This window comes from Streptomyces sp. NPDC041205 (genome assembly GCF_055591765.1).
In genome coordinates this window covers 129,831-149,065 of the sequence record NZ_JBVIZH010000015.1, presented here as the reverse complement: position 1 = coordinate 149,065, position 19,235 = coordinate 129,831, and the positions used below count along the sequence as shown (strand labels likewise).

The following is a 19,235-nucleotide window of genomic DNA, read 5'->3' as shown; positions in this document are numbered from 1 at the left end:
CCGGCAACGCCTTCTTGTCGACCTTCCCATTCGTCGTCAACGGCAGCCGGTCAAGCACCACCACCGTCGCCGGCACCATGAAATCCGGCAACCGCCGGGCCAGGAAGGTCCGCAGCTCGCCCGTCGCGAACCCCGAACTGAGATCCAGATAGCCGGTGCCGCCACTCGCACGGGTCCCACCGGCCGCTGCGGCGTCGGCGTCGACGGGGACGGCGTACCCGACCAACTGCCGGCCGCTGTCCCGTCCTTCGTGGGCGACCACGACGGCCTGGGCGACCCGGGGGTGCGAGGCCAGCGTCGCCTCGATCTCGCCGACCTCGATCCGCAGCCCCCGGATCTTGACCTGGTCGTCGGTGCGGCCGAGGTATTCGAGCTGGCCGTCGTCGCCCTGGCGGACCAGGTCGCCCGTGCGGTACATGCGGTGGCCGGGCGCGCCGAAGGGGTCGGCGACGAACCGGTCGGCGGTGGTGCCGGGGCGGCCCAGATAGCCGCGGGCCACGCCAGGACCCGCCACGTACAACTCGCCCGGGGAGCCCGCGGGGACGGGGACGAGGCGGTCGTCGAGGACGTGCACGCGGGTGCCGGGGACGGGGGTGCCGATGGGGACGCGGGGGGCGGGGAGGAGGCGGGCCACGGTGGCCGCGCAGGTGGTCTCCGTGGGGCCGTAGGCGTTCATGACGAGGCGGCCGGGGGCCCAGCGGGCGATCAGGTCGGGCGGGCAGGCCTCACCGGCCAGGGACAGGACGCGCAGCCCCGTGAGGGCCCGGGGCGCGTCGGCGGGAAGCGTGTTGACGACGGACGGCGGCAAGGTGACGTGGGTGATCCGCCGGTGGGTCAGGGTGGCGGCCAGTTCGTCGCCGACCAGGCGCAGTCGGTGCGGCAGGACCAGGGTGACGCCGGTGGTGAGGCCCATGACCAGGTCCCACACCGACACGTCGAAGCTGGGCGAGGCGCACTGCAGCACGCGGGAGCCCGGCGTGAGGTCGAACCGGGCGACGTGGACGGCGCGCAGCGCGGCCAGGCCGGTGTGGGTGACGGTGACACCCTTGGGGCGGCCCGTGGAGCCCGACGTGTAGATGACGTACGCGGGGTTGGCCGGGTCGAGCGGGGCGGCGCGGTCCGCGTCGACCGGGTCGGTGTCCGGGTGCCGCGCCCAGGCGTGTACGAGGGCGGGCTCGTCCACCGCCACGACGTCCGGGCCCACCTGAGCTGCCTGACCTGCCGACAGGTCCGCGGCCAGGCTCGTGGCCGTGGCCCGGGTGGTGAGGACGAGCGCGGGGGCCGCGTCCGACGCCATGTACCGCACGCGCTCGCCCGGATAGTCCGAGTCGATCGGAAGGTAGGCGCCACCGGCCTTCATGATCCCCAGGAGCACGGCCACCTGCTCGGCGGAGCGCGGCAGGGACACCCCGACCAGGCGCTCCGGTCCGACGCCCCGCCTGATGAGCCAGTGGGCGATCCGATTCGCCCGGGAGTTCAGCTCCGCGTACGTCCAGGAGAGTTCGCCCGACTCCACGGCAGGCGCGTCCGGTGTCGCCGCCACCCGGTCCTGGAACAGGGCGGGGAACGTGGCGGACGAGCAGGGGTCGCCCGCTCGGAGCCCGGCGGCGGACGATTCCTGAAGGTGGGACACGAAAGCTCCAGAAGGACGAACAACGAACGGTGCGTGGGGGGAGCCAGCTCAGCGCGTCCGGAACGGCCTGTGCCGCCCGTGACCGCGGCGGGGGCGGGTCACGGGCGGCTGGTCACCGGTGGACGCGCGGGACGCCCCGGCGTGTGGATGCCCTGGACGACCCGGCGCGTGTACGCGCTAGACGACCCGGCGCGGCGGCCTGGAGAACGGGCACGGCTGGGAGAAGAACTCGCGCCGCTCCTGCACAGCACGGAAGTTGACCTGTGTGGACGCGCCGGTCGCGGCGAGCAGCATCCCGTCGGAGGACTCCGGCCCGTCGAGGTAGCCGATCAGCGGCCCCGCCGAGCTGGACGGGACGTGCGCGGCGACGGCGTGCCGCTCCAGGGCGTCGCCGTGCGCCGCGTTGTCCCGCATCTTGCGGACCGTGCGGATGGCGTCCGGGGCGCCGGTGAGCGACTTGGTCTCCATGCCGCCGAGGTTGTTGCGCGGCAGGTGCAGATGCATGTCGCGCCAGGCGAAGATGAACACCCGCAGGCCCACACCGTGCCGTTCGAGCCGGGGGAGCAGCGGGTCCGCGCCGCCCTCGGCCCGCAGCCGCGCCAGCTCCGCGGCGAACTGCTCGTACAGGTCCGTGAACAGGTGGAATCGCATGCTGACCGAGTGGCTGCCGCTCGTCAGGCCGAGGTTCTCGCGGATCTGGTGGTAGTCGTGGGTGCTGAGGTTGTCGACGATCGGCGGCAGGCACGCCTCGACCGGGTCGAACAGCTCGGCGGCGCCGTCCAGGGCGTCGACGGCGGCCGCGATGTCACCGGCGCGGGCGCTGCGGATGGCGGCCTCGATACGGTCGTTGATCTCCCGTACGAGAAGTTCGGGGATCTGGTGAAGTGCCCGGAACTGGGTGAAATATGTGTCACCGGCCAAGCGGTGCTCATGGACGGCGTGGTGCAGCCGGTCGCTGGCCAGCAGCCGCTCGGGGGAGACGCCCGGCGCGGGATGCGCGGCCTTCGCCAGGTTCGAACTCCACACCCGGGCGTCGTGGTTGGCGACGCGCACGCAGTGCAGGACGCCGAACCACCGGTCCTCGAGGCCGCGTTCGGCGATGACCCCCGACACGTCGACCAGGCCCTGCCCGGCGAGCGCGGTGAGCCGCTGGTCGAAGCGGCGCAGGGCCGGGGTGAACTCGGCGAACGCGGGGGTCTCCTCGACGTCCCAGCGGGGCGCCTCGTCCGGTATGCCGCCGCTCACGCGCAGGGCGGCGACGCTGAGGCGGACCAGGACGCGGTGGAAGCTGCGGACCCAGTGCAAAGCCGTCACGCAACGGTCGACATCCAGCCTTTCCAGATGGCCGCCGGCGCGGTCGAGAAGGTCCGTGAGGTTGTGCAGGGCGATCTCGGCCGACTGGTAGAGCCCCACGAGCAAGGCCTGCGGGGTGACCGGATCGGCGGTCGCCTCGGCGCGGGCGTCCTCGATGGCACGCAGGCTCTGCAGGGCGTAGTAGTGCTCGGCTATGACGCCTCGTTCGTTGTGGGTGGGGGTGCGGGAGGCGACAGGCGTGGGGTGCAAGAGACTCTCCCTCAGGGGCGATTGACTCACCATTGGGTGCCGTTGCCCGAATGGTGGCCGATGTCATCTGTCGTACGGCATGAGCAGATGTCGTACTTCTTAGTGAGGAGCATTTCCGGGCGATACACTGAAAGGTTTTCCTGTCCTGTCGACAGGACAGGCGGCCCATGAATTCCGCGAAGCTGCGGACCCGGGCCGGTAACTCCCGGCCCGTCCTGGAAGTTCGCTGGTGGGGGTGGCTCTTCCCGTTCACTGCAACGTAGTTCGCCCATCCGGCGGGCTGGATACGTGTGCCCAGCACCGGTGGGGCAGCTCCAGACTCGCTCACCTTAGGCGCCGAGTGGTATGGGTAAAAGTGCGTATCGACACTCGAGGAACGCGTTAAGAGCGCAATAAAAATTACGGGGAGACGCAGTGTTAGTTATGTCCGCTATATCCGTGCGTCACTATCGGCGCATGCTCGACCTCGCCATCGAGGCGCTACGGGAACCGGATCCCGGGCGGCTGTGGCCGCCGGTGGTGTCGGAATTACTGAACGCCTGCGGCGGCGAGTTCCTGTTCCTGACCCAGGCGGAACGGACGGGCGGCGGGGGCCCGGTCCGTTCCTGGACCGCGGACGGGGCCGCCGACCACCGTCTCGACGATCACCTGAGGGAGCGTATCCGCCTCAGTTGTCCCTTCGCGGACCACTACGGCTCGTCCGGCGACCGCGCGCCGCGGACCGCCGCGGACATCCTCGGCGAGCGGGAGTGGCACGGCAGTGAGCTGGCGCGGCTGCTGCACAGCCGCCTCGGCACGGACCACCTCCTGGTGGTGCCGCTGCCCGACGCCTCGGGGACGCGCCGCTACTTCCTCATCTGCCGTTCCGGGACGGACTTCACCGACGCCCACCTCGCGTACGCGCGCCGCATCCAGCCCCTGCTCGCGAGCGTCGACGAGCAGGCGGAACTGCTCAGCCGCTGGCGCGCGGCGGCCGCGTCCCCGGCGGGTCGAGAGGGCGACGGCAAGGCCGGGGCCGTGGCGGAGGACGGCCCGGACGCCGAAGAGCCGGTGCCCGGCGGCGATCTCACGCCGCGCGAGCTGACCGTCCTCGGCCTGCTCGCCGACGCCCTCACCGCCGCGGTCATCGGCCGCCGCCTCGGCATCTCGGTGCACACGGTGCAGAAGCACATCCAGAGCATCTACCGGAAGCTCGGCACCCGCGACCGGGTCACCACCGTCCTGCGGGCGCAGACGTACGGCCTGATCCCCGCCCCCGCCGGGGCGCCGGAGGCGGGTGGGACGGGAGCCGCCGGACGGCACTACGCCGACAGGGCCTAGCCTGCGGGCATGTTCACGACGCGCCCCACGCTCCAGGGCACCTTCGGCATGGTGTCGTCCACCCACTGGCTCGCCTCGCAGTCCGCGATGGCCGTCCTGGAGGACGGCGGCAACGCCTACGACGCGGCCGTCGCGGCGGGCTTCGTGCTGCATGTGGTCGAGCCGCATCTGAACGGGCCCGCCGGCGAGGTGCCGATCATCCTCGCCCCGGCGGGCGGCGACGTGCGCGTCCTGTGCGGCCAGGGCGTCGCGCCCGCCGGGGCGAGCGTCGCCCACTACCGGGACGCCCTCGGCCTCGGCCTCGTGCCCGGCACCGGGCCGCTCGCCGCCGCCGTGCCCGGCGCCTTCGACGCGTGGATGCTGTTGCTGCGCGACCACGGCACCAAGTCGCTCGCCGAGGTCCTGAAGTACGCCATCGGGTACGCCGAGGACGGGCACCCGCCGGTGGAACGCGTCACGGAGACCGTCGAGACCGTACGGGAACTGTTCGAGACCGAGTGGACGTCGTCGGCCGAGGTCTACCTGCCCGGTGGCGCCCCGCCCGCCCCCGGCGAACTCCTGCGCAATCCGCGCCTCGCCGCCACCTGGCGGCGGCTCGTCGCCGAGGCCGAGGCCGCGGGCGGCGCCGACCGCGACGCACAGATCGACGCGGCCCGCGAGGTGTGGCGCACCGGCTTCATCGCCGAGGCACTGGTCCGCCAGGCCGCGCGCCCCACCCTGGACACCAGCGGCAAGCGCCACACCGGCACCCTCACCGCCGCCGACCTCGCCGGCTGGTCGGCCACGTATGAGGACCCGGTCACCTGCGACTGGAACGGCTGGACCCTCTGCAAGGCGGGCCCCTGGAGCCAGGGCCCCGCCTTCCTCCAGCAACTCGCCCTGCTTCCGGCCGAATTGCCCGCATACGGCTCGGCCGACTACACGCATCTGCTCGTCGAGGGCTGCAAGCTCGCCATGGCCGACCGCGAGGCCTGGTACGGGGACGCCGCCGAGGTGCCGGTCGCCGAACTGCTCTCGGACACCTACAACGCCCGGCGCCGGGAGCTGATCGGCGAGCGGGCCTCCCGCGAACTGCGGCCCGGGCGGCCCGGTGGACGGGAGCCGAGGCTGTCCGCGCACGCGCGGGCCGTCGCCTCGGGGGCGGCCGCGCTCGGGGGCGCGGTGGGCGCGGGGGAGCCGACGGTGGCGGGGGCCGGTGAGCCGACCGTGGCACGGGACGGCGAGCCCGCCGTGACGCCGGACGGCGGGACCCGGGGCGACACCTGCCACCTGGACGTCGTCGACCGCTGGGGGAACATGGTCGCGGCGACGCCGTCGGGCGGCTGGCTCCAGTCCAACCCGGTCGTGCCGGAACTCGGCTTCCCGCTCGGCACCCGGCTGCAGATGGCCTGGCTGGAGGAGGGCCTGCCCAACTCGCTCACCCCCGGCCGCCGCCCCCGCACGACGCTGACTCCGTCGCTCGCCCTCAAGGGCGGCGTGCCCGTCATGGCCTTCGGTACGCCGGGCGGGGACCAGCAGGACCAGTGGCAGGTGCACTTCTTCCTTTCGGTGGCGCTGCGCGCGCCGGTACGCGGCGGGCTCGACCTGCAAGGCGCCGTCGACGCCCCCAACTGGCACACCGAGTCCTTCCCCGAGTCCTTCTACCCGCGCGGGATGCGGCCGGGCAGCCTCGTCGTCGAGTCCCGCACCGACCCGGAGGTCGTGGCGGAGCTGCGGCGCCGCGGCCACGACGTGACGGTGGGCGGCCCCTGGTCGGAGGGGCGGCTGTGCGCGGTGGCGCGGGATCCGCGGACGGGGGTGCTTTCGGCGGCGGCGAATCCGCGGGGGATGCAGGGGTACGCGGTCGGGCGGTGAGGCCGGTCGGGCGCGGGGGCCGGTCGGGTGCGGGCCCCAGATCTCCCAGCGGCTCCCTTTCATCCCGATTCCACCCGTTGTTCACCCCGGGAGTCCGCGTTGTCAGTGGTACGTGCTCTCATGGAGGCATGATCGAAACACAGGCAATCAAGGAAAGCATCGACGACTTTCTCGCACGACAGACCGCTGACGTGGAGCGCGTGGTCCGCGAGGCCGCCGCGGCGGAGATCACCCCGAGGTTCCGGCAGCTCGCCGAGGCCGACGTCGTCCAGAAGAGCGGCCCGCACGACCTGGTGACCGTCGCCGACCGGCTGGCGGAGGAGCACCTGACCCGTGAGCTGACGGCGCTGCTGCCCGGCTCGGTCGTCGTCGGCGAGGAAGCGGTGCACGCCGACCCGGCGAGGTACGACGCGATAGCGGGCGACGCGCCGGTCTGGATCGTCGATCCCGTCGACGGGACACGCCAGTTCGTCCACGGAGACCCCGGTTTCTGCACGCTCGTCGCGCTCGCCCTGGACGGCGTCGTCCTGGCCTCGTGGACGTACGCGCCCGCGCTCGACGAGTTCGCGACGGCGGTCCGCGGAAAGGGCGCGACGCTCAACGGCACGCCCCTGCGCGCCGGTTCCCCCGACCCCGGCCGCGCGCTGACGGTGGCCACGTCCCACCCGGACTTCACCACCGACGACCAGAAGCACGCCCTGCTCGGCCTCACCGCCGAAGGCTTCGCCGCCCGCCCCTGCGGCTCGGCGGGCCTGGAGTACCTGGCCATCGCCCGCGGCGCTCTCGACGCCGTCGCCTTCAGCTGGGAGCTGGCCTGGGACCACGCCGCGGGCCTGCTCCTGGTGGAGGAGGCGGGCGGCGCCCACCGCACCCGCGAGGGCGTGCCGTTCGCCATCACCGGAGGCAACGCCCTGCCGTTCACCGCGGCCCGCGACGAGGCCACGGCCCGCCGGGTGGCGGGGGCGCTCGCGAGCGGGGCCTGATCGGGGCGGGTGCCACAGCGCGAGGTGGTCCGGGAGGCGCGTGCGCCGGGGCGGGGGCCGCTCGCGTGCGTCGCGGGGTGTGCCGTGGCCGATCGGCGCGCTGCCGTCGGTTGCCGCGGAGTGCGGGCCGTGTGCGTCGGGGGGCGTGCCGGTCGGCACACGCGCTGCCGCGGGCGACGGCGGGCGCGGCCCTTCCGGAAGCGGCCGCGGTCGACAGGACGGTTCGGCCTCGGTGGCGCCGCACGTCACCGCCGGGCCCGGCCGGGGACGCGGCCCTGCTCGACGGCGCGCCCCGACCCGCGTGCTGTCGGAGGCCGCCGGGGCCCGGGAAGCGGCCGTGGTCCGGCATATCCTGGGCGGCACTGGCCATCGGCTGACGAAGGAGTCCGAAGGTGCCGTCGATGCTCGATGCCGTCGTCGTGGGGGCGGGACCGAACGGTCTGACCGCTGCCGTGGAGCTGGCCCGCCGCGGCTTCTCCGTGGCCGTCTTCGAGGCCCGTGGCAGCGTCGGTGGCGGCGCCCGCACTGAGGAGCTGACCCTCCCCGGCTTCCGGCACGACCCGTGCTCTGCGGCGCACCCGCTCGGCATCAACTCGCCCGCGTTCCGCGCCATGCCCCTGGAGCGGTACGGCCTTGACTGGCTCCAGCCCGAGCTGCCCATGGCCCACCCCCTCCTCGACGGCCGCGCCGCCGTGCTCGCGCGTTCCGTCGCCGAGACCGCCGCCTCCTTCGGGCCGCGCGACGCGGGGGCGTACCGCAGACTCGTCGAGCCCTTCCTGCCCCACTGGGACACCCTGCTGCGGGACTTCATGTCGCTGCCGCTGACCGCGCTGCCCCGCGACCCGGCGCTGCTCGCCCGGTTCGGGCTCGTGGGGCTGCCGCCGTCGACGTGGCTGATGCGGCGCTTTCGCGACGAGCCCGCGCGGGCGCTGTTCTCCGGACTCGTCGCCCACGTCATCGCGCCGCTCGGCGGCCTCGCCACCGGCGGCGTCGGCATGGTCTTCGCGCTCGCCGCGCACGCCCGCGGCTGGCCGCTGGCCCGCGGCGGCTCGCAGTCCATCTCCGACGCGCTCGCGGCGTACCTCACCGACCTCGGCGGCATCATCCACACCGACTACGAGGTCAAGCGGCTCGACGACCTGCCGCCCGCCCGCGCGTACGTCTTCGACACCTCACCCACCGCACTCGCCCGGATCGCCGGTCTCGGGCGCTACTACGACAACTTCCGGTACGGAGCCGGCGCCTTCAAGATCGACTACGCGCTCGACGGGCCCGTGCCGTGGACCGCGCCCGAGGCGCGCGTCGCGGGCACCGTCCAGGTCGGCGCGGGCAGCCGCGAGATCGGCGCCGCGCTGCGGGCCGCCTCCCGCGAGGGCCGGGCACCGGACGCCCCGTTCCTGATCACGGTGCAGCCCGGCGTCGTCGACCCGTCCCGGGCGCCCGAGGGCAAGCAGGTCTTCTGGGCGTACGGGCACGTTCCGAACGGCTGGCAGGGCGACCTCACCGACGCCATCGAGCGGCAGTTGGAACGCTTCGCGCCCGGCTTCCGCGACCGCGTCCTCGCCCGCGCCACGGCGGGACCGCCGCAGCTCGCCGCCCGCAACGCCAACTACGTCGGCGGCGACATCGCCTGCGGCGCCGCCAGCGGACTCCAACTGCTGCTGCGGCCCCGGCTCACCGCGTACCCGTACCGCACCCGGCACCCCGCCGTCTTCATCTGCTCGTCGGCGACCCCGCCAGGACCCGGCGTGCACGGCATGTCCGGCCACAACGCGGCGAAGGCCGTCTGGAAGAGGCTGCGGGAGCCCGCGTGAGCGCCCGCGTCACCCTCGTCCAGGGCGACATCACCCGCCAGCGCGCCGACGTCCTCGTGAACGCGGCGAACTCCTCGCTGCTCGGCGGCGGAGGCGTCGACGGCGCCATCCACCGGCGCGGCGGCCCCGACATCCTCGCCGACTGCCGCCGTCTGCGGGCCTCGCGCTACGGCAAGGGCCTGCCGACCGGCCAGGCCGTGGCGACGACCGCCGGACGCCTGACCGCGGACCACGTCGTCCACACCGTCGGCCCCGTGTGGTCCCCCACCGAGGACCGCTCGGCCCTGCTCGCCTCCTGCTACCGCGAGTCACTGCGGGTCGCGGCCGAGCTGGGGGCCCGCACGGTCGCCTTTCCGGCGATCTCGACGGGGGTGTACCGGTGGCCGCTGGACGACGCGGCCAGGATCGCGGTGGGCGCGGTGCGGGGCGCCTTGGCGGCGGGCCTGGAGGGGGCGGGGGCGGACGGGGCGGGCCTGGTCGGGGAGCGTACGGACGGGGAGGGCCTGGTCGGGGAGGGCTCGGTCCAGGTGGGCCCGGCTGGGTCGGGCTCCGGTGCGGCAGGGCTGGGTGGAGCGGGCTCGGGCGCGGCGGGGCCGGGTGGAGCGGGCTCGGGCGAGATGGGGACGGACGAGGTCGGGTCGGGTGGAGTGGGCTCCGATGCGGCGGGGCCGGGCGAGAGGGACCCGGGCGGGGCGGGCCCGGACGGGGTGGTGCCGATGGGGTGGGACTTCGACGAGGTGCGGTTCGTCCTGTTCGACGAGGTCGCGTACCGGGCGTTCGAGGAGGCCCTGGCCGCGCAAGGTTGATGTCGGATTCTCGCCAGCCCCGGGCGCGGGGATGTCCGATGCTTGAGCCATGCCGACCGTGACGCACACCCCACCCCGAGACCCCGAGGTCACCGCCGCCACAGCAGCAGGCCTGTCCGAGGGCCCGGCCGTGCCCGGCACCCACCCGACGACGGGGGCGGACGGCACGGGGCGCTTCGGCCCGGCAGGGGCACAGCGTGCCGACAGGACCGGCCCGGCGGAGCCGCAGGGCGACGTACGTCCCGGTCGGGAGGAAGCGCCCGGCGCAGGTAGCCCCGGCCCGGCGGCGGCCCAAGGCGCCGGTTCTCCCGGCGGCAGGGGAGCCCGACGCGGCACCGGCCGTCCCGGCCCGGCCGGGGGACAGGGGTCTGGGCACGTCGGCCCGGCAGCCGCACAGCACCCCACCACCCCCACCACCCCCCTCACCTCCACCCGAAAAGCCGCGCCCGCAGGGACGTACGGGGACTTCGAACGCTGTGTGCGGGCCGTGCAGTCCAAGGACGCCCGGTTCGACGGATGGTTCTTCACCGCCGTCCTGACGACCCGCATCTACTGCCGTCCCAGTTGCCCGGTCGTGCCGCCCAAGCCCGAGAACATGAGCTTCTACCCGAGCGCCGCCGCCTGCCAGCAGGCCGGATTCCGCGCCTGCAAGCGCTGCCGCCCCGACAGCAGCCCCGGCTCGCCCGAGTGGAACCAGCGGGCCGACCTCGTGGCCCGCGCCATGCGGCTCATCGGCGACGGCATCGTCGACCGCGAGGGCGTCCCCGGCCTCGCCACCCGCCTCGGCTACAGCACCCGCCAGGTCGAGCGGCAACTCCTCGCCGAACTCGGCGCGGGCCCGCTCGCCCTCGCCCGCGCCCAGCGCGCCCAGACCGCCCGGCTGCTCATCGAGACCACCGCCCTGCCCATGGCACAGATCGCCTTCGGCGCGGGCTTCTCCTCGATCCGTACGTTCAACGACACCGTCCGGGAAGTCTTCGCCCTCGCCCCGGGGGAACTTCGGGCCCGGGCGGCGAAGCGGGCTGGGGGCAGGCGAGCGGCCGCCGGCGCCGGTGCCAGTGCTGGTGCCCACGGCGGTGCCTCCGTCGGTGCGCGCGGTGCGCATGATGTGCGTGAGGTCCCCGCGGCCGGAGGGGCACCCGCGACCAACGGCCCGCACGCGGCCCCCGCCTCCCACACCTCCGCCGTCCCCGACACCGCTCCCGGCGCCCTCGCCACCATCTCCCTCCGCCTCCCCTTCCGCGCCCCCCTCAACCCCGACAACCTCTTCGGACACCTCGTCGCCACCGCCGTGCCCGGCGTGGAGGAATGGCGCGACGGCGCCTACCGCCGCACCCTGCGCCTGCCCTACGGACACGGCATCGCGGCCCTCGCCCCGCACCCGGACCACATCGGCTGCCGACTCACCCTCACCGACCCGCGCGACCTGACCCTCGCCATCAGCCGCTGCCGTCGCCTGCTCGACCTGGACGCCGACCCCGTCGCCGTCGACGGCCAGCTCGCCGACGACCCGCTGCTCGCCCCGCTCGTCGCGAAGGCGCCGGGGCGGCGGGTGCCGCGCACCGTGGACGAGGCCGAGTTCGCCGTACGCGCGGTCCTCGGGCAGCAGGTCTCCACGGCCGCCGCCCGCACCCACGCCGCGCGCCTCGTCACCGCCCACGGCGAGCCCATCGACGACCCCGAGGGCGGCCTCACCCACCTCTTCCCCGCGCCGGACGCCCTCGCGGACCTCGACCCGGAGTCGCTCGCGCTGCCCCGCAGCCGCCGCGCCACCCTGCTGACGCTGGTGCGCCACCTCGCCGACGGCACCCTTCAACTGGGCGTCGAGAACGACTGGGAGCGCGCCCGCGCCCAGCTCACCGCCCTGCCGGGCTTCGGCCCCTGGACCACGGAGGTCATCGCGATGCGGGCCCTCGGCGACCCGGACGCGTTCCTGCCCTCCGACCTCGGCATCCGGCGCGCCGCCCAGGCGCTCGGCCTGCCGCACACCCCCGCCGCCCTCACGGCGCGCGCCGCCGCCTGGCGCCCCTGGCGCGCCTACGCCGTGCAGTACCTCTGGACCACCGAGGACCACGCCATCAACTACCTCCCCGAGTAAGGGCTTCCACCACGTTCCCGCACCGCGGGGACCCGAACGGGACGTGACCCATGCACCGACAGCACACCGTCGTCGACAGCCCCTACGGGCCGCTCACCCTCGTCGCCACCGACGGCACCCTCAGCGGCCTCTACATGACCGAGCAGCGCCACAGACCCGCCGAGGAGACCTTCGGCGACCGCGACCCGTCCCCCTTCGGCCCGGCGACGGAGCAGCTCCAGGCCTACTTCGCGGCCGAGTTGAAGGAGTTCGACCTGCCGCTGCGCCTGGACGGCACCCCGTTCCAGCGCTCGGTGTGGCAGCGGCTCCTGGAGATCCCCTACGGCGAGACCCGTACGTACGGCGAACTCGCCGCGGAACTCGGCAACCCCGCCGCCTCCCGCGCCGTCGGCCTCGCCAACGGCAAGAACCCCATCGGCGTCATCGTCCCCTGCCACCGCGTCATCGGCGCGAACGGCGGCCTCACCGGCTACGGCGGCGGCCTCGACCGCAAGCAGCGCCTCCTCGCGTTCGAGAGCGGGTCGGTCCTCTTCTAGGGCAGGCCGTTCGGGGCAGTCGAAGGAGCGGAAAGGAGCGAAAACGGGCTCGGGTCAGCCGATCCGGCGCCCGTTCTCCAACTCCACCGCCCCCGTCCCGGCGTCCAGCGCGTCCAGCGCCGCGAGGACCCGGCCCGCGAGCGGCCCCGGGAGGTACGTCGGCAACTCCTCGCGAGTGGCGAGGCGCCACGAGAGCAGTTCCTCCTCCTGGAGCCGGATCGCCTCGAACCGGTCGTCGGCAAGCACCCCGCCGTCGTACAGGAAGGCCACCAGCGGAGGCCGTGCCGACGTGCCCGGCACCCAGTCCACGGCGAGCAGTCCACCGGGCTCGACGTCCAGGCCGATCTCCTCGACGGTCTCACGGCGCGCACCCTGGCGCGGGCTCTCGCCGTCGTCCGACTCGACGGTGCCGCCCGGAAGGGCCCAGCCCTCACGGTAGTTGGGCTCCACGAGCAGGACGCGTCCGGCACGGTCGCGGATGACGCTGGCGGCTCCGGCGAGGACGCGGGGGAGGCCCGCGATGTACGTGGCGTAGTCGAGAGTGGTCACGACAGGCAGCGTAGCGCCAGGTGGATCACCCGCCGTGGCGCTTCGGCGGCGTCAAGTCCTGCGGCTCCACCGCCCCCGCCTCCCGCACCGCCAACCGCACCGTCCGCTCCGCCAGTTCGCTGATCCGCGCCCCGTCGTAGCCGAACACCGCGCTGCGCACCCGGTCCCGCAGCGGATCGCGCCACTGCGCCGGAATGGCCGCCGCTCCGCACAGCACCCCCGCGACGGACCCCGCCGTCGCTCCGTTCGAGTCGGTGTCGAGGCCGCCGCGGACGGTCAGCGCGATGGTGTGCGTGAAGTCCCCTTCGCCGTACAGCAGTCCGGCCGTGAGGACGGCGGCGTTCGGCACGGCGTGGATCCAGCCGAGCCCCGCCGTCTCGCTCTCCACCGTCGCCAGGGTCTCCTCCCAGCTCAGCGACGCCTCGTACAGCGACATCACACGGCGTACCGTCCGCGCGAACCGGCTGCTCGCCGGGATCACGGTGAGCGCGGAGTCGAGCGCGTCCCGCGGTCCCGCCGCCGTGAACGCCGCCGCGACCAGCGCCGCCGCCCACATCGCCGCGTACACGCCGTTGCCCGAGTGCGAGAGCACCGCGTCCCTGCGGGCGAGGGACGCGGCGCGGCGCGGGTCGCCAGGGCAGGTCCAGCCGAAGATGTCGGCGCGGATCAGCGCCCCGATGAACTCCTGGTACGGATTGTCGTACGTCGCCGTCAGCGGCGGCTTGAGCCCGTTCGTGAGATTGCGGTACGCGGCGCGCTCCGCCGTGTACGTCTGGAGATAGGGCAGCCGCAGCAGCCACAGCTCGCCCACCTGCTCGGTGCTGAAGCCGAACCCGTGCGACTCCAGGAGATCCAGGCCGAGGATCGCGTAGTCCACGTCGTCGTCGCGGCAACTGCCGTCGACGCGGCCGCGGACGCAGGCGCGCCACTCCGGGCGCAGCTCGAAGCCCGCCGCGCCCTCCGGCGGCTCCGGCAGGTAGTCGGTGAGGGGAAGCGCGCCGGTGAGCCGCAGATAGCGGTCGATGCGGTCACGCGTCCAGTAGTCGCCGCGCTCGACGGGCTTGCCGAGCATGTTCCCGGCGACCCGGCCGAGCCAGCCGCCATGGACGCGGTCCGCGAGCGGGATGTCCGGTGCCGTCGACGTCATGCGTCCGGTCTACCCGACGGCGGGGGTGCGCCGCGCGCCGCCGACCGGGACCCGGGGATGATCGATCATCCCCCGCACATCCTGCGCACCGCTTTGCCCCGACATGAGCGGAAATCTCCGGGCAGTGGATCAACGTCCGCTCCGGTCGACCATGGGCAGCGGCCCCCTCCTGCGGTTATGGTCGCAGCGGCGCGACTGCCTTGACGCGAGCAAGGCCCGGAAAGCAAGGGGAATGCAAGGTGGCGGACGCTGCAGAGACGGCGGGAGCCGGCGCGGCACAGGGCGCCGGGGGCACGGGCCGTGGCCATGTGCTCATCGCCGCGGACAAGTTCAAGGGGTCCCTCACGGCCGTGCAGGTCGCCCAGCGCGTGACGGCGGGCCTGCACGGCGTGCTGCCGGGCCTCCCGGTGCGGGCGCTGCCCGTGGCCGACGGCGGTGACGGCACGGTCGACGCGGCCGTGGCGGCCGGGTTCGAACGCCGGGAGGCGCGGGTCACCGGGCCGCTCGGCGGCGAGGTGGTGGCGGCGTACGCGCTGCGCGACGGCACGGCCGTCGTGGAGATGGCCGAGGCCTCCGGGTTGCAGCTGCTGCCCGCCGGGACGTTCGCGCCGCTCACCGCGACGACGTACGGCAGCGGCGAGCTGATCCGCGCGGCGCTCGACGCGGGCGCCCGCACCCTCGTCTTCGGCGTCGGCGGCAGCGCGACGACCGACGGCGGCGCGGGCATGCTGGCGGCGCTCGGCGCGCGGTTCCTGGACGCGGCCGGGGAGCCCGTCGCGCCCGGCGGCGGCCCCCTGCGGGAGCTGGCGTCGGCCGATCTGTCCGGCCTCGACCCTCGGCTCGCGGACGTCGACATCGTGCTCGCCAGTGACGTCGACAACCCGCTGACGGGCCCCAAGGGCGCGCCCGCGGTGTACGGGCCGCAGAAGGGCGCCTCGCCGGACGACGTCGCCGCCCTCGACGCCGCGCTCGCGCATTTCGCGCGGGTCCTCGCGCGGGACGCCGGGCCGCAGGCCCTGGAGTACGCGGACGCGCCGGGTGCCGGCGCGGCGGGCGGCATCGGCTACGGGGCGCTGGTCGGCCTCGGGGCGTCGTTCCGGCCGGGCATCGACGTCATGCTGGACGTCCTCGGCTTCGCGCCCGCGCTCGCCGGGGCGACGCTCGTCATCACGGGGGAGGGGTCCCTCGACGAGCAGACCCTGCACGGGAAGGCGCCCGCCGGGGTGGCGGCGGCCGCTCGTTGTGCCGGGGTGGACGTGGTCGCCGTCTGCGGGCGCCTCGCGCTGCCCCCGTCGGCGCTCGGCACGGCCGGAATCCGCCGGGCGTACGCCCTGACCGACATCGAACCGGACGTGGCCCGCTGCGTGGCCGAGGCGGGCCCCCTCCTGGAGCGCCTCTCAGCCAAGATCGCCACGGACTTCCTGACCTGACCGGGGCCGGTGAGCGTCACAACGTCCGAGGGGCCCGAACCAAACGGTTCGGGCCCCTCGGGGCGACGTACAAGATCCGCTACGGCAACTGCGTGGCGCGGGCCTCACGCCGGTTGTCCCGGAAGTTGTTCACCCGGCGAGCCGTGGCGAACAACGGAATCACCGCGCCGAGGACGAGCTGCAGCGCACACCCGGTCTGGAGCAGCAGCTGCCCACCGGGCGCGTCGAAGGCCCAGGCGGCCAGCAACCCCATCGCGGAGACGATCCAGGCGAGCATGGCGACCGCGAGCGGCCCCCGCGGCTTCGGGTACTCGACCCGGCTCACCATCAGCCAGGCCGTGCCGATGATCGCGAGGAGCGTGGCCACGAAGGGCAGCTCCAGGAGCACGATGGAGACCACCGTCAGCGCCCCGAAGGGCGAGGGCATGCCCTGGAACGTGCCGTCCGGCAGCGTCACGCAGGAGAATCTCGCAAGCCGCAGCACCACCGCCAGCAGGACCACGATGGCGCCCACCGCCGCGACCCGCTCGTGCGCGTCCCGCGCGACCATGCCGTACACGAGCACGAAGTACGCGGGTGCCAGGCCGAAGCTGATCAGGTCGGAGAGGTTGTCCAGCTCCGCGCCCATCGGCGACGACCGCAGCTTGCGGGCCACGAGGCCGTCGAAGAGGTCGAAGACCGCCGCGCACAGCATCAGGATCACCGCGGTGGCGGCGCTGTTGCGGGCCATGCCCGACTCGTCGCCCGACAGGTGCGGGATCAGGATGCCGGTGGTGGTGAAGTACACCGCCATGAAGCCGCACGTGGCGTTACCGAGCGTGAGGGTGTCCGCTATCGACAGGCGCAGCGACAGGGGCATGTCCTCGTCGGCGTCGTCCGCGTCCACGGCCTCGGGCACCCAGCCCGCTTGTGTCTCCGGATCAGTCACGGTCAATGCGAGTCACCCCAGCCACGGTCTTCTGACCCACTTCGACATCCACCTCGACGCCCTCGGGCAGGTAGATGTCGACGCGCGAGCCGAAGCGGATCAGGCCGATCCGCTCGCCCTGCTCCACCTTCGTGCCCTGCGGCACGTACGGCACGATGCGGCGCGCGACCGCGCCCGCGATCTGGATCATCTCGATGTCGCCGAGCTCGGTGTCGAAGTGCCAGACAACACGCTCGTTGTTCTCGCTCTCCTTGTTGAACGCCGGGACGAACCCGCCGGGGATGTGCTCCACGGACGTCACCGTGCCCGCGAGGGGCGCGCGGTTGACGTGCACGTTCAAGGGGCTCATGAAGATCGCGACGCGGGTGCGTCCGTCCTTCCACGGCATGATGCTCTGCACCACGCCGTCGGCCGGGGAGATCACCCGGCCCTGGGTGATCTCGCGCTCGGGGTCGCGGAAGAACCACAGCATTCCGGCCGCGAGGGCGGTCGCGGGCACGGCGACCGCCGCCGCGCCCTTGGAGCGGCGCGCCTTGGCCAGGCTGAGTGCCGCGGTGGCGACGGTCGGCAGGAGCCACGGCGATGCTCCGCGCGCGAGGCGTACGCCGGCCAGGCTGTCGCGAGGTGCAGAGGTTTGGCTGTGGGGCATGGATGACCTTCGTAGCGGATGATGCCGCACTGCATACGGGGGGACGGCGGCTTTCCCGGGATCGTATCGGTTGCGAGCCACAACTGGGCAAGCCAGGAAGCCGAGTCGGCCGCCGGAGCGTGCTGACAGGGTGTGATCTTCTTCTCGAATAAATCTCGAAGGAATCACCCCAAGTCAGACATTTATCCCTGGAATCGATACTCTTCGAGGAGTCGTCGGCCAATGATCATTTTCTGGATCTCGGCGGTACCTTCACCGATGAGCAACATCGGTGCCTCACGGTAGAGACGCTCGATCTCGTACTCCTTCGAGAAGCCGTAGCCACCGTGAATCCTGAACGCGTCCTCTACGACTTCCTTGCAGTATTCGGACGCCAGATACTTCGCCATTCCGGCTTCGAGGTCGTTTCGCTCCCCGGAGTCCTTTTTGCGTGCTGCGTTCACCATCATCGCATGGGCGGCCTCGACCTTGGTAGCCATCTCGGCCAGCTTGAACTGAATCGCCTGGTGCTGGGCGATCGGCTTTCCGAAAGTGTGACGTTGTTGGGCATAGGAGACGCCCAGCTCGAAGGCACGCTGCGCGACCCCGCAACCACGCGCGGCCACATTCACGCGGCCGACCTCGACGCCGTCCATCATTTGGTAAAAGCCGCGGCCGGTCTGTCCGCCGAGCACGCGATTGGCCGGAATGCGCAGGCCATCCATGATCAGTTCGGTGGTGTCGACACCCTTGTAACCCATCTTGTCGATCTTCCCGGGGATGGTGAGGCCCGGACGCACCTCGCCGAAGCCCGGTTCCTTCTCCACCAGGAAGGTCGTCATCGACTTGTGGGGGGCCGTGCCCTCAGGGTGTCCTTCGTCACTTCTGACGAGTACGGCGACCAGAGTTGACGAGCCCCCGTTGGTCAGCCACATCTTCTGACCGTTGAGTACGTACTCCTCGCCGTCCCTGACCGCCTTCGACGTGATCGCCGACACGTCCGAGCCGAGCCCCGGCTCCGACATCGAGAACGCGCCCCGCACCTCACCCGTCGCCATCCGCGGCAGGAAGTGGTCCTTCTGCTCCTGGGTGCCGTGCTGCTTGAGCATGTACGCCACGATGAAGTGGGTGTTGATGATGCCGGACACCGACATCCAGCCGCGCGCTATCTCCTCCACGCACAGCGCGTAGGTGAGCAGCGACTCGCCGAGACCCCCGTACTCCTCCGGGATCATCAGGCCGAACAGGCCCAACTCCTTGAGGCCGTCCACGATCGCTTGCGGGTACTCGTCACGGTGTTCCAGCTCCGTCGCCACCGGAAGGATCTCTTTGTCGACGAAGTCCCTGACGGTGGCCAGGATTTCCTGCTGGATGTCGGTCAGACCGGCGGTCTGGGCGAGTCGGCTCATCACGGTCTCAGCTTTCGGTCTTCGGCGACGGGGTGTTCAGCTCCGGGCGGCCGGGCTGCTCGCCGCCCCTCTCCTTGATGTACGTCTCCGTGGGCACCATCACCTTGCGGCGGAACACACAGACCAGCGTGCCGTCCTGCTTGTAGCCCTTGGTCTCGACGTACACGATGCCGCGGTCCGACTTGGACCTCGACGGCGTCTTGTCCAGGACGGTCGTCTCGCCGTAGATCGTGTCCCCGTGGAACGTCGGCGCCACGTGCTTGAGCGACTCGACCTCCAGGTTCGCGATCGCCTTGCCCGACACGTCCGGCACCGACATGCCGAGCAGCAGCGAGTAGACGTAGTTGCCGACGACGACGTTCTTGCCGAAGTCGGTCGTCTGCTCCGCGTAGTTGCTGTCCATGTGCAGCGGATGATGGTTCATGGTGAGCAGACAGAAGAGGTGGTCGTCGTACTCGGTGACCGTCTTGCCGGGCCAGTGCTTGTACACGGCGCCGACTTCGAACTCCTCGTAGGTGCGGCCGAATTGCATGATCC

15 protein-coding genes and 1 pseudogene are annotated in these 19,235 nt (G+C 72.9%); 8 read left to right on the top strand and 8 right to left on the bottom strand.

The genetic code is table 11. From position 1 onward, the window contains the following. Together ACZ6BG_RS37775 and ACZ6BG_RS37770 are read right to left on the bottom strand one after the other, a co-directional pair. On the bottom strand, window positions 1-1,633 hold a 1,633-nt coding region (locus ACZ6BG_RS37775; RefSeq protein WP_469010541.1), incomplete at its 3' end, for an amino acid adenylation domain-containing protein. A 177-nt stretch (window positions 1,634-1,810) separates the two neighbouring features. Then, complete coding sequence (locus ACZ6BG_RS37770; protein WP_469010538.1) at window positions 1,811-3,196, bottom strand: hypothetical protein; 1,386 nt, start codon at window positions 3,194-3,196, stop codon at window positions 1,811-1,813. Window positions 3,197-3,652: 456 nt separating this feature from the next. On the opposite strand from ACZ6BG_RS37770, the gene ACZ6BG_RS37765 reads away from it, so the two are divergent. The 7 genes and pseudogenes from ACZ6BG_RS37765 to ACZ6BG_RS37735 all read left to right on the top strand — a co-directional run bounded on the left by ACZ6BG_RS37765 (window position 3,653) and on the right by ACZ6BG_RS37735 (window position 12,607). After that, window positions 3,653-4,516, top strand: a complete 864-nt coding sequence (locus ACZ6BG_RS37765) for a helix-turn-helix transcriptional regulator (RefSeq protein ID WP_469010534.1) — start codon at window positions 3,653-3,655, stop codon at window positions 4,514-4,516. Between the two features lie 9 nt (window positions 4,517-4,525). Further along, a complete protein-coding gene (locus ACZ6BG_RS37760; protein ID WP_469010532.1) occupies window positions 4,526-6,370 on the top strand; it encodes a gamma-glutamyltransferase family protein in 1,845 nt (614 codons plus the stop codon). 128 nt (window positions 6,371-6,498) lie between these two features. Continuing rightward, window positions 6,499-7,353 carry an inositol monophosphatase family protein gene (locus tag ACZ6BG_RS37755; RefSeq protein WP_469010531.1) on the top strand — a complete coding sequence of 285 codons (855 nt, stop codon included), beginning with the start codon at window positions 6,499-6,501 and terminating at the stop codon, window positions 7,351-7,353. A gap of 392 nt (window positions 7,354-7,745) precedes the next feature. After that, on the top strand, window positions 7,746-9,167 hold the full coding sequence (locus ACZ6BG_RS37750; RefSeq protein WP_469010529.1) for a phytoene desaturase family protein: 1,422 nt from the start codon (window positions 7,746-7,748) through the stop codon (window positions 9,165-9,167). Continuing rightward, window positions 9,164-9,598 (top strand): annotated as a pseudogene (locus tag ACZ6BG_RS37745) (O-acetyl-ADP-ribose deacetylase); the annotation flags it as partial. The gene ACZ6BG_RS37750 and the pseudogene ACZ6BG_RS37745, both read left to right, overlap by 4 nt. 853 nt (window positions 9,599-10,451) lie before the next feature. Then, the gene (locus ACZ6BG_RS37740; RefSeq protein WP_469010565.1) at window positions 10,452-12,071 is read left to right on the top strand and encodes an AlkA N-terminal domain-containing protein; all 1,620 of its coding nucleotides are present in this window, start codon (window positions 10,452-10,454) and stop codon (window positions 12,069-12,071) included. A gap of 50 nt (window positions 12,072-12,121) precedes the next feature. Further along, window positions 12,122-12,607: a methylated-DNA--[protein]-cysteine S-methyltransferase gene (locus tag ACZ6BG_RS37735; RefSeq protein WP_469010528.1), complete on the top strand. Its 486-nt coding sequence runs from the start codon at window positions 12,122-12,124 to the stop codon at window positions 12,605-12,607. A 54-nt stretch (window positions 12,608-12,661) separates the two neighbouring features. Here ACZ6BG_RS37735 and ACZ6BG_RS37730 read toward each other — a convergent pair whose 3' ends face one another. Further along, window positions 12,662-13,156, bottom strand: a complete 495-nt coding sequence (locus ACZ6BG_RS37730; RefSeq protein WP_468454547.1) for an NUDIX domain-containing protein — start codon at window positions 13,154-13,156, stop codon at window positions 12,662-12,664. Window positions 13,157-13,181: 25 nt separating this feature from the next. Then, complete coding sequence (locus ACZ6BG_RS37725; RefSeq protein ID WP_469010524.1) at window positions 13,182-14,303, bottom strand: ADP-ribosylglycohydrolase family protein; 1,122 nt, start codon at window positions 14,301-14,303, stop codon at window positions 13,182-13,184. Window positions 14,304-14,611: 308 nt separating this feature from the next. Here ACZ6BG_RS37725 and ACZ6BG_RS37720 point away from each other — a divergent pair, with 308 nt between their 5' ends. Then, the gene (locus ACZ6BG_RS37720; protein WP_469010562.1) at window positions 14,612-15,733 is read left to right on the top strand and encodes a glycerate kinase; all 1,122 of its coding nucleotides are present in this window, start codon (window positions 14,612-14,614) and stop codon (window positions 15,731-15,733) included. A 79-nt stretch (window positions 15,734-15,812) separates the two neighbouring features. On the opposite strand, the gene pssA is transcribed toward ACZ6BG_RS37720, so the two are convergent. The 4 genes from pssA to ACZ6BG_RS37700 all read right to left on the bottom strand — a co-directional run bounded on the left by pssA (window position 15,813) and on the right by ACZ6BG_RS37700 (window position 19,230). Next, on the bottom strand, window positions 15,813-16,667 hold the full coding sequence (gene pssA, locus ACZ6BG_RS37715; RefSeq protein WP_469010522.1) for a CDP-diacylglycerol--serine O-phosphatidyltransferase: 855 nt from the start codon (window positions 16,665-16,667) through the stop codon (window positions 15,813-15,815). Further along, on the bottom strand, window positions 16,654-17,310 hold the full coding sequence (locus ACZ6BG_RS37710) for a phosphatidylserine decarboxylase (RefSeq protein WP_030361809.1): 657 nt from the start codon (window positions 17,308-17,310) through the stop codon (window positions 16,654-16,656). The genes pssA and ACZ6BG_RS37710 overlap by 14 nt, the downstream gene beginning before the upstream one ends. 182 nt (window positions 17,311-17,492) lie before the next feature. After that, the gene (locus tag ACZ6BG_RS37705) at window positions 17,493-18,698 is read right to left on the bottom strand and encodes an acyl-CoA dehydrogenase family protein (RefSeq protein ID WP_469010518.1); all 1,206 of its coding nucleotides are present in this window, start codon (window positions 18,696-18,698) and stop codon (window positions 17,493-17,495) included. Window positions 18,699-18,705: 7 nt separating this feature from the next. Then, a complete protein-coding gene (locus ACZ6BG_RS37700; RefSeq protein ID WP_469010515.1) occupies window positions 18,706-19,230 on the bottom strand; it encodes a MaoC family dehydratase in 525 nt (174 codons plus the stop codon). Window positions 19,231-19,235 lie beyond the last annotated feature (5 nt).

Coding starts and splice junctions, on each gene's coding strand:
- ACZ6BG_RS37700 (WP_469010515.1), bottom strand. CDS start 19,230: ATGCAATTCGGCCGCACCTACGAGGAGTTCGAAGTCGGCGCCGTGTAC.
- ACZ6BG_RS37710 (WP_030361809.1), bottom strand. CDS start 17,310: ATGCCCCACAGCCAAACCTCTGCACCTCGCGACAGCCTGGCCGGCGTA.
- ACZ6BG_RS37725 (WP_469010524.1), bottom strand. CDS start 14,303: ATGACGTCGACGGCACCGGACATCCCGCTCGCGGACCGCGTCCATGGC.
- ACZ6BG_RS37765 (WP_469010534.1), top strand. CDS start 3,653: ATGCTCGACCTCGCCATCGAGGCGCTACGGGAACCGGATCCCGGGCGG.
- ACZ6BG_RS37735 (WP_469010528.1), top strand. CDS start 12,122: ATGCACCGACAGCACACCGTCGTCGACAGCCCCTACGGGCCGCTCACC.
- ACZ6BG_RS37760 (WP_469010532.1), top strand. CDS start 4,526: ATGTTCACGACGCGCCCCACGCTCCAGGGCACCTTCGGCATGGTGTCG.
- ACZ6BG_RS37755 (WP_469010531.1), top strand. CDS start 6,499: ATGATCGAAACACAGGCAATCAAGGAAAGCATCGACGACTTTCTCGCA.
- ACZ6BG_RS37705 (WP_469010518.1), bottom strand. CDS start 18,698: ATGAGCCGACTCGCCCAGACCGCCGGTCTGACCGACATCCAGCAGGAA.